This window comes from Novosphingobium sp. Chol11 (assembly GCF_945870625.1).
Taxonomy (GTDB): Bacteria; Pseudomonadota; Alphaproteobacteria; order Sphingomonadales; family Sphingomonadaceae; genus Novosphingobium.
In genome coordinates, this window is sequence record NZ_CAMBTS010000155.1 from 1 (window position 1) to 4,828 (window position 4,828).

At 63.4% G+C, this 4,828-nt stretch carries 8 protein-coding genes; 6 read left to right on the plus strand and 2 right to left on the minus strand.

Annotated features, from left to right (window positions below; all coding sequences use genetic code 11):
- The 6 genes from priA to Q0O40_RS15380 all read left to right on the plus strand — a co-directional run.
- Positions 1 to 844 (plus strand): primosomal protein N' (gene priA / locus Q0O40_RS15355; RefSeq protein WP_295531865.1); only part of this gene is annotated, 844 nt, incomplete at its 5' end.
- Between the two features lie 80 nt (positions 845 to 924).
- The gene (locus Q0O40_RS15360) at positions 925 to 1,098 is read left to right on the plus strand and encodes a hypothetical protein (RefSeq protein ID WP_295531867.1); all 174 of its coding nucleotides are present in this window, start codon (positions 925 to 927) and stop codon (positions 1,096 to 1,098) included.
- A gap of 18 nt (positions 1,099 to 1,116) precedes the next feature.
- Positions 1,117 to 1,362, plus strand: a complete 246-nt coding sequence (locus Q0O40_RS15365) for a serine hydrolase (protein ID WP_295531870.1) — start codon at positions 1,117 to 1,119, stop codon at positions 1,360 to 1,362.
- 68 nt (positions 1,363 to 1,430) lie between these two features.
- The gene (locus tag Q0O40_RS15370; RefSeq protein WP_295531873.1) at positions 1,431 to 2,060 is read left to right on the plus strand and encodes a LuxR C-terminal-related transcriptional regulator; all 630 of its coding nucleotides are present in this window, start codon (positions 1,431 to 1,433) and stop codon (positions 2,058 to 2,060) included.
- Positions 2,061 to 2,228: 168 nt separating this feature from the next.
- A complete protein-coding gene (locus Q0O40_RS15375; protein ID WP_295531875.1) occupies positions 2,229 to 2,990 on the plus strand; it encodes a bacteriorhodopsin-like in 762 nt (253 codons plus the stop codon).
- An 89-nt stretch (positions 2,991 to 3,079) separates the two neighbouring features.
- Positions 3,080 to 3,982, plus strand: a complete 903-nt coding sequence (locus tag Q0O40_RS15380) for a Brp/Blh family beta-carotene 15,15'-dioxygenase (RefSeq protein ID WP_295531878.1) — start codon at positions 3,080 to 3,082, stop codon at positions 3,980 to 3,982.
- On the opposite strand, the gene Q0O40_RS15385 is transcribed toward Q0O40_RS15380, so the two are convergent.
- Together Q0O40_RS15385 and Q0O40_RS15390 are read right to left on the minus strand one after the other, a co-directional pair.
- Positions 3,954 to 4,460, minus strand: a complete 507-nt coding sequence (locus Q0O40_RS15385; protein ID WP_295531881.1) for a hypothetical protein — start codon at positions 4,458 to 4,460, stop codon at positions 3,954 to 3,956. The genes Q0O40_RS15380 and Q0O40_RS15385 overlap by 29 nt on opposite strands.
- Before the next feature lie 99 nt (positions 4,461 to 4,559).
- On the minus strand, positions 4,560 to 4,828 hold a 269-nt coding region (locus tag Q0O40_RS15390; RefSeq protein WP_295531884.1), incomplete at its 5' end, for a methylated-DNA--[protein]-cysteine S-methyltransferase.

Consider the following 4,828-nt stretch of genomic DNA (forward strand, 5'->3'; position numbering starts at 1 on the left):
TTGCTCGGCCTGGCTGGTCGAGCACCGCCTCTCGCGGCGGCTGGCCTGCCACCACTGCGGCCACGAAGTGCCGCCGCCGCCGACGTGCCCCGAATGCGGCGAGCCCGATTGCCTCGTCGCCTGCGGCCCGGGCGTGGAGCGGATCGCCGACGAGGTCGCCGAAATCCTGCCCGGCGCGCGCGTCGCGCTGGTGACCTCGGACACGCTGACCAGCGCGGCCAAGGCGGCGGAATTCGTGGCGCAAGCCGAAAGCGGCGCGATCGATGTGATCGTGGGCACCCAGCTCGTTACCAAGGGCTTCCACTTTCCCGAGCTGACACTGGTGGGCGTGATCGATGCCGATATGGGGCTGGAGGGCGGCGATCTGCGCGCCGCCGAGCGCACCTATCAGCAGATCGCGCAAGTCGCCGGGCGCGCCGGGCGCGGGGCCAAGCCGGGCGAAGTCTTGATCCAGACGCGCCACCCCGCCGCCGCCGTGATCGCCGCGCTCGCCAGCGGCACGCGCGACGCGTTCTATGCCGCCGAGACCGAAGCGCGGCGCGAGGCAGGCGCGCCGCCGTTTGGCCGGTGGGCCGCGATCATCGTATCGAGCGAGGACGATGCCGAAGCGCGCGACGCCGCCCGCGCCATCGGCGGCACCCGGCCCGAATTGCCCGATGTCATGGTGCTCGGCCCCGCCCCCGCCCCGCTCTCGCTGCTGCGCGGCCGCTACCGCTACCGCCTCTTGATCAACGCGCGCCGCTCCGCCGAAGTGCAGGCGATCATCCGCGACTGGCTGGGCGGGCTGACCTTCCCGCCCGGCGTGCGCGTGGCGGTGGACATCGATCCCTATTCGTTCGTGTGAAAGGGGGTTCCGCTCGGGCTTGCTAGGTGCGATCGGCTTGACTAGCCTTTTTGACCGAGAGATCAGCGGGAGATTGGCCCATGCCCGGAACGTCTATCAAAAGCTTTGCCTTCTGCCTGCTGCTCACTTGCACCGGCGCGGCCCACGCAGACAGCCTTGATAATGCGGTCAACGCCGCGCTCAAGCGGCAGAACATCCCGGGCCTTGCCATCGGGATCGAGCAAGGCGGCAGCCTTGCGGTGCTGATGCGGTAGCAGGAGGGCAAGGCTCCGGTGATCAAGACCGAGCCGGCCAAACCCGCCACGTACGGCATGGGCTGGTTCACCGCGACCGTGGAGGGAACGCCGATCGAATACCACTCCGGCGCTTGGCAGGGTTTTCGGTCGATGATCGTGCGCTATCCAAAGCAAAAAACCGGCAGCGCTATAATGGTAAACTCGGACATTCCCGAGAGCGCAGCGCTCTTCGAAAAAGTGATCGCGGCGGCCGCGCCGGGCCTGCCGCTGCCGCCGCGCTGAGCCAGGCGATCGGATAGGTCCAAAGGGACGGGTTGGAGTGTTGCGACATAGCGCTTACCCCCTCGCCTATGGAGCAGTTGGTCGAATACAAGCTCGACGCGCACGGCGAGAATTTGCTCGAGTCGATCAGGCGCAGCCCGATTGCTTCGGTGATCAGCAACCCGCGCCTCGCCGATAATCCCATCATCGCGGCAAACGAGGCCTTTTGCGCGCTCACCGGCTATCCCCGCGATGAAATCATCGGCCGCAATTGCAAGTTTCTGGCAGGACCCGGAACAGAGCCGTGGCTGACGGAGAGAATCAGCGCCGGGGTGCGCGAGCGGCGGCCGGTGCTGGTCGAGATCATGAACTACAAGCGCGATCGATCGCCCTTTCGCAACGCGGTGCTGGTCGCCCCGGTGTTCGATACAGATGGCGAGCTTGAGTACTTTCTGGGCTCGCAGGTCGAATTGCCGGTGCAATCTTCGGGACCGTCCTCGGCGCGTCAGGCACGGGCAACGGCGCTGGTCAAATCGCTGTCGGCGCGGCAACGCGAGATATTGGAATTGATCGCGCGCGGGCAGCGCAACAAGCAGATCGCGTGGCAGCTCGGACTGAGCGAAAAGACGGTCGACATGCACCGCACGCTGCTTTTTCAAAAGCTCGATACGCATAATGTGGCCGATGCCATCAGGATCGCGGTCGAAGCGGGCCTGTAAATACACTACCGAGAGAAACCCGTAGTGCGTTTAGATGCCTAGCGCTGCAAGAGCGCGGTCACGTCATCGACGTCGCTTGCAGAAGATACCTCGAAAATTTGGAACGAATGCTCGAAGTAGTACTTGGTGCAATCGAGCCATGTTTTTCAAAGCTTATGGGAAAAATCTATGGAAATCATCTCACCCGGACAATACTCTCTTGTTTACAACGCTTTTTCTTTCACATTTGCCACAATGGCAGCCGCGACTCTGTTCCTGTGGATCAGCCGTTCGCAGGTAACCACGACCTACAAGACCGCTTTGACGATTTCCGGGCTGGTCTGCGCCATCGCCGCCTATCACTACTTCCGCATTTTCGAAAGCTGGGGCGAGTCGTACCAGTTGCGCAATGGCGTGGTGACTGCAGGCGAGGTCGCCTTCAACGACGCCTATCGGTATGTCGACTGGTTGCTCACCGTGCCATTGCTGTTGATCGAATTGGTCTTGGTCATGGGCCTCAGCCAGAAAGAGACGATGTCGCTCTCTACCCGGCTTGGCGTGGCTGCAGCGCTGATGGTCGCGCTCGGCTATCCCGGCGAAATCGCCACCGACAACACCACCCGTGCGATCTGGGGCACGTTGTCGTCAATCCCATTTGCCTACGTCATGTACCAGCTGTTCGCAGGCCTCGGTGCCTCGATCGAGCGGCAGCCAGACAATGTGCGTGAATTGATCAAGACGGCCCGGCTTGTGACCTTTGCGTCATGGGGCTTTTACCCGATCGTCTACATGATCCCCTACACCAACCTCACCGGCGCCACGGTCATCACGGGCGTGCAGGTCGGTTACACGATTGCCGACATTATCGCCAAGGCAGGCGTGGGCGTGCTGATCTTCATCATCGCGGTGCGCAAGTCCGAGAACGAGACGATGAATCTGGCGGCCGCATAACGCCGATGCGAAGCTGAATTAGATTGCTTTCCAAAAACGTCCGGCGCGCCATTTCGGCGGTGCGCCGGACATTTTTTCGGGCGAGGCCGATGAAATCACAACTCGCATTGCCGGCCCTCATTTTCATCGGCGTGGCGCTGAGTTTGCCGCTTGCCGCGCAGTATATCCTCGCGGCCTCGCTGCTGATGGTGATGGGGCTGCCGCACGGTGCATTCGATATCGCGCTGGAGCACGATGCAAGGCGCGCGGCACATCTGCCAGCAGTATCCACGCACGAAATGATCGCGCTCTATCTGGCCATTGCCGGTGCAATGGCAGCGCTTTGGCTGATATCTGCGGCAGCGGCGCTGATTTTGTTTTTCCTGCTCGCGTTCGAGCATTTCAGCGAAGAATTGCGCCCGGGGCTCGATCCGTGGATCGCGCGCGCCGCCGCCACGGCGATGCTGACCGCGCCGGTCCTGCTCCATCGGCCCGAACTCGAAACGCTGTTCGGCATGATCATCGGCGGCGGAACCGATAGCGGTCTTGGCGCGATATTCTTGATGATTGCGCCCATGGCGGCCGCGATTGCCGTTTCAGGCGCCGCGATGCTGATTGCCCAGCGCCGTTATCGCGAAGCTGCGAAGATTGTCGTTGTTGTCGCGATGATGCTGGTGCTGCCCCCGGTGATCGCTTTCACCGCTTACTTCTGCTTCGAGCACGCCCCGCTTTATCTGCGCCAAGTGGACGCCCGGCTGCACCTGTTTTCATCTCGCCGGGTCATGATGCAGGCGGGGCTCTTCACCCTGATCCCGCTCACCGCGACTGGCGCGCTAGCCCTCGCTGCGCCGCACCTCGTGTTTTCCGAAGCAAGTATCAGGGCCGCTTTCATCATGCTGTCGGTGCTGACGCTGCCGCACATGATCATGCCTCAGGTTCTGGCGCGAATCTCCGGGGGTGGAAAACTTGGCTTACGAGGACCGCTTACCCCTCCAGCAGCGCGGCAGCTTTGAGCAAGCGGTTGCCGTGGTCGGTTTCTTCCTTGCCGTTGGCGCGCAAGAGCGCGGCGGCCTCTGCGTTTTCCATGCTGGCAGCCCAGCCTTCGTAAAGCGCTTCGCCGGCAAATTCGGCATCGGCCAGCTTGCGCAGCGCCGCCGGGGTCAGCTCGGCGAGCGGGAACGCGCCGCCTGCGAGGTAAGGGTTGTCCTGCGCGGCAGGGGGCGTGAACACCTCGCCGGTGAGCGCCTTCAGCGCGGCGGCGGCGCGATTGGCGTGGAGAAATTCTTCATCCCCATTGGCGATCAGCAGATCGGCCACTGCCGGGTTATCGCTTTGGGCCGCCGAAGCGCGGTAGAGTTCCTTGCTCGCGGCCTCGACCAGCACCATGACCTTGATATCCAGCGCGGTCGGCGCGGTGACTTTGCCGATATGGGCGAAAGCTTCGCCGATGGTTTGCGGCATGGCTGCGTCGAGCGCGAGGGTGGTGGTCATGGCTGGTTCTCCCTGGGTGTGCTGTAATCTGGCTTTCAGGGTATAGCAGCGCCCGCGCGGTGTTAAAGGGGAATGATGGGGACTGGCGGAGGCGCGCTCTCAAGGCCTTTCCCGCGCCAGCAGCTCCTGCTTGATGGCGAGGCCCCAGGCGTAGCCGCCGAGGCTGCCATCGGTGCGGATCACCCGGTGGCAAGGAATGAGGACCGAGACGTGGTTCGCCCCGTTGGCGCTGCCCGCCGCACGCACCGCGCCCGGATTGCCGACAACGGCGGCGAGCTGGGCATAGGTGCGTGTCTCCCCGCGCGGGATGCGGCGCAACTCGCGCCAGATTGCCTCTTGAAAGGCGGTGCCTTTGACGTCGATCGGGA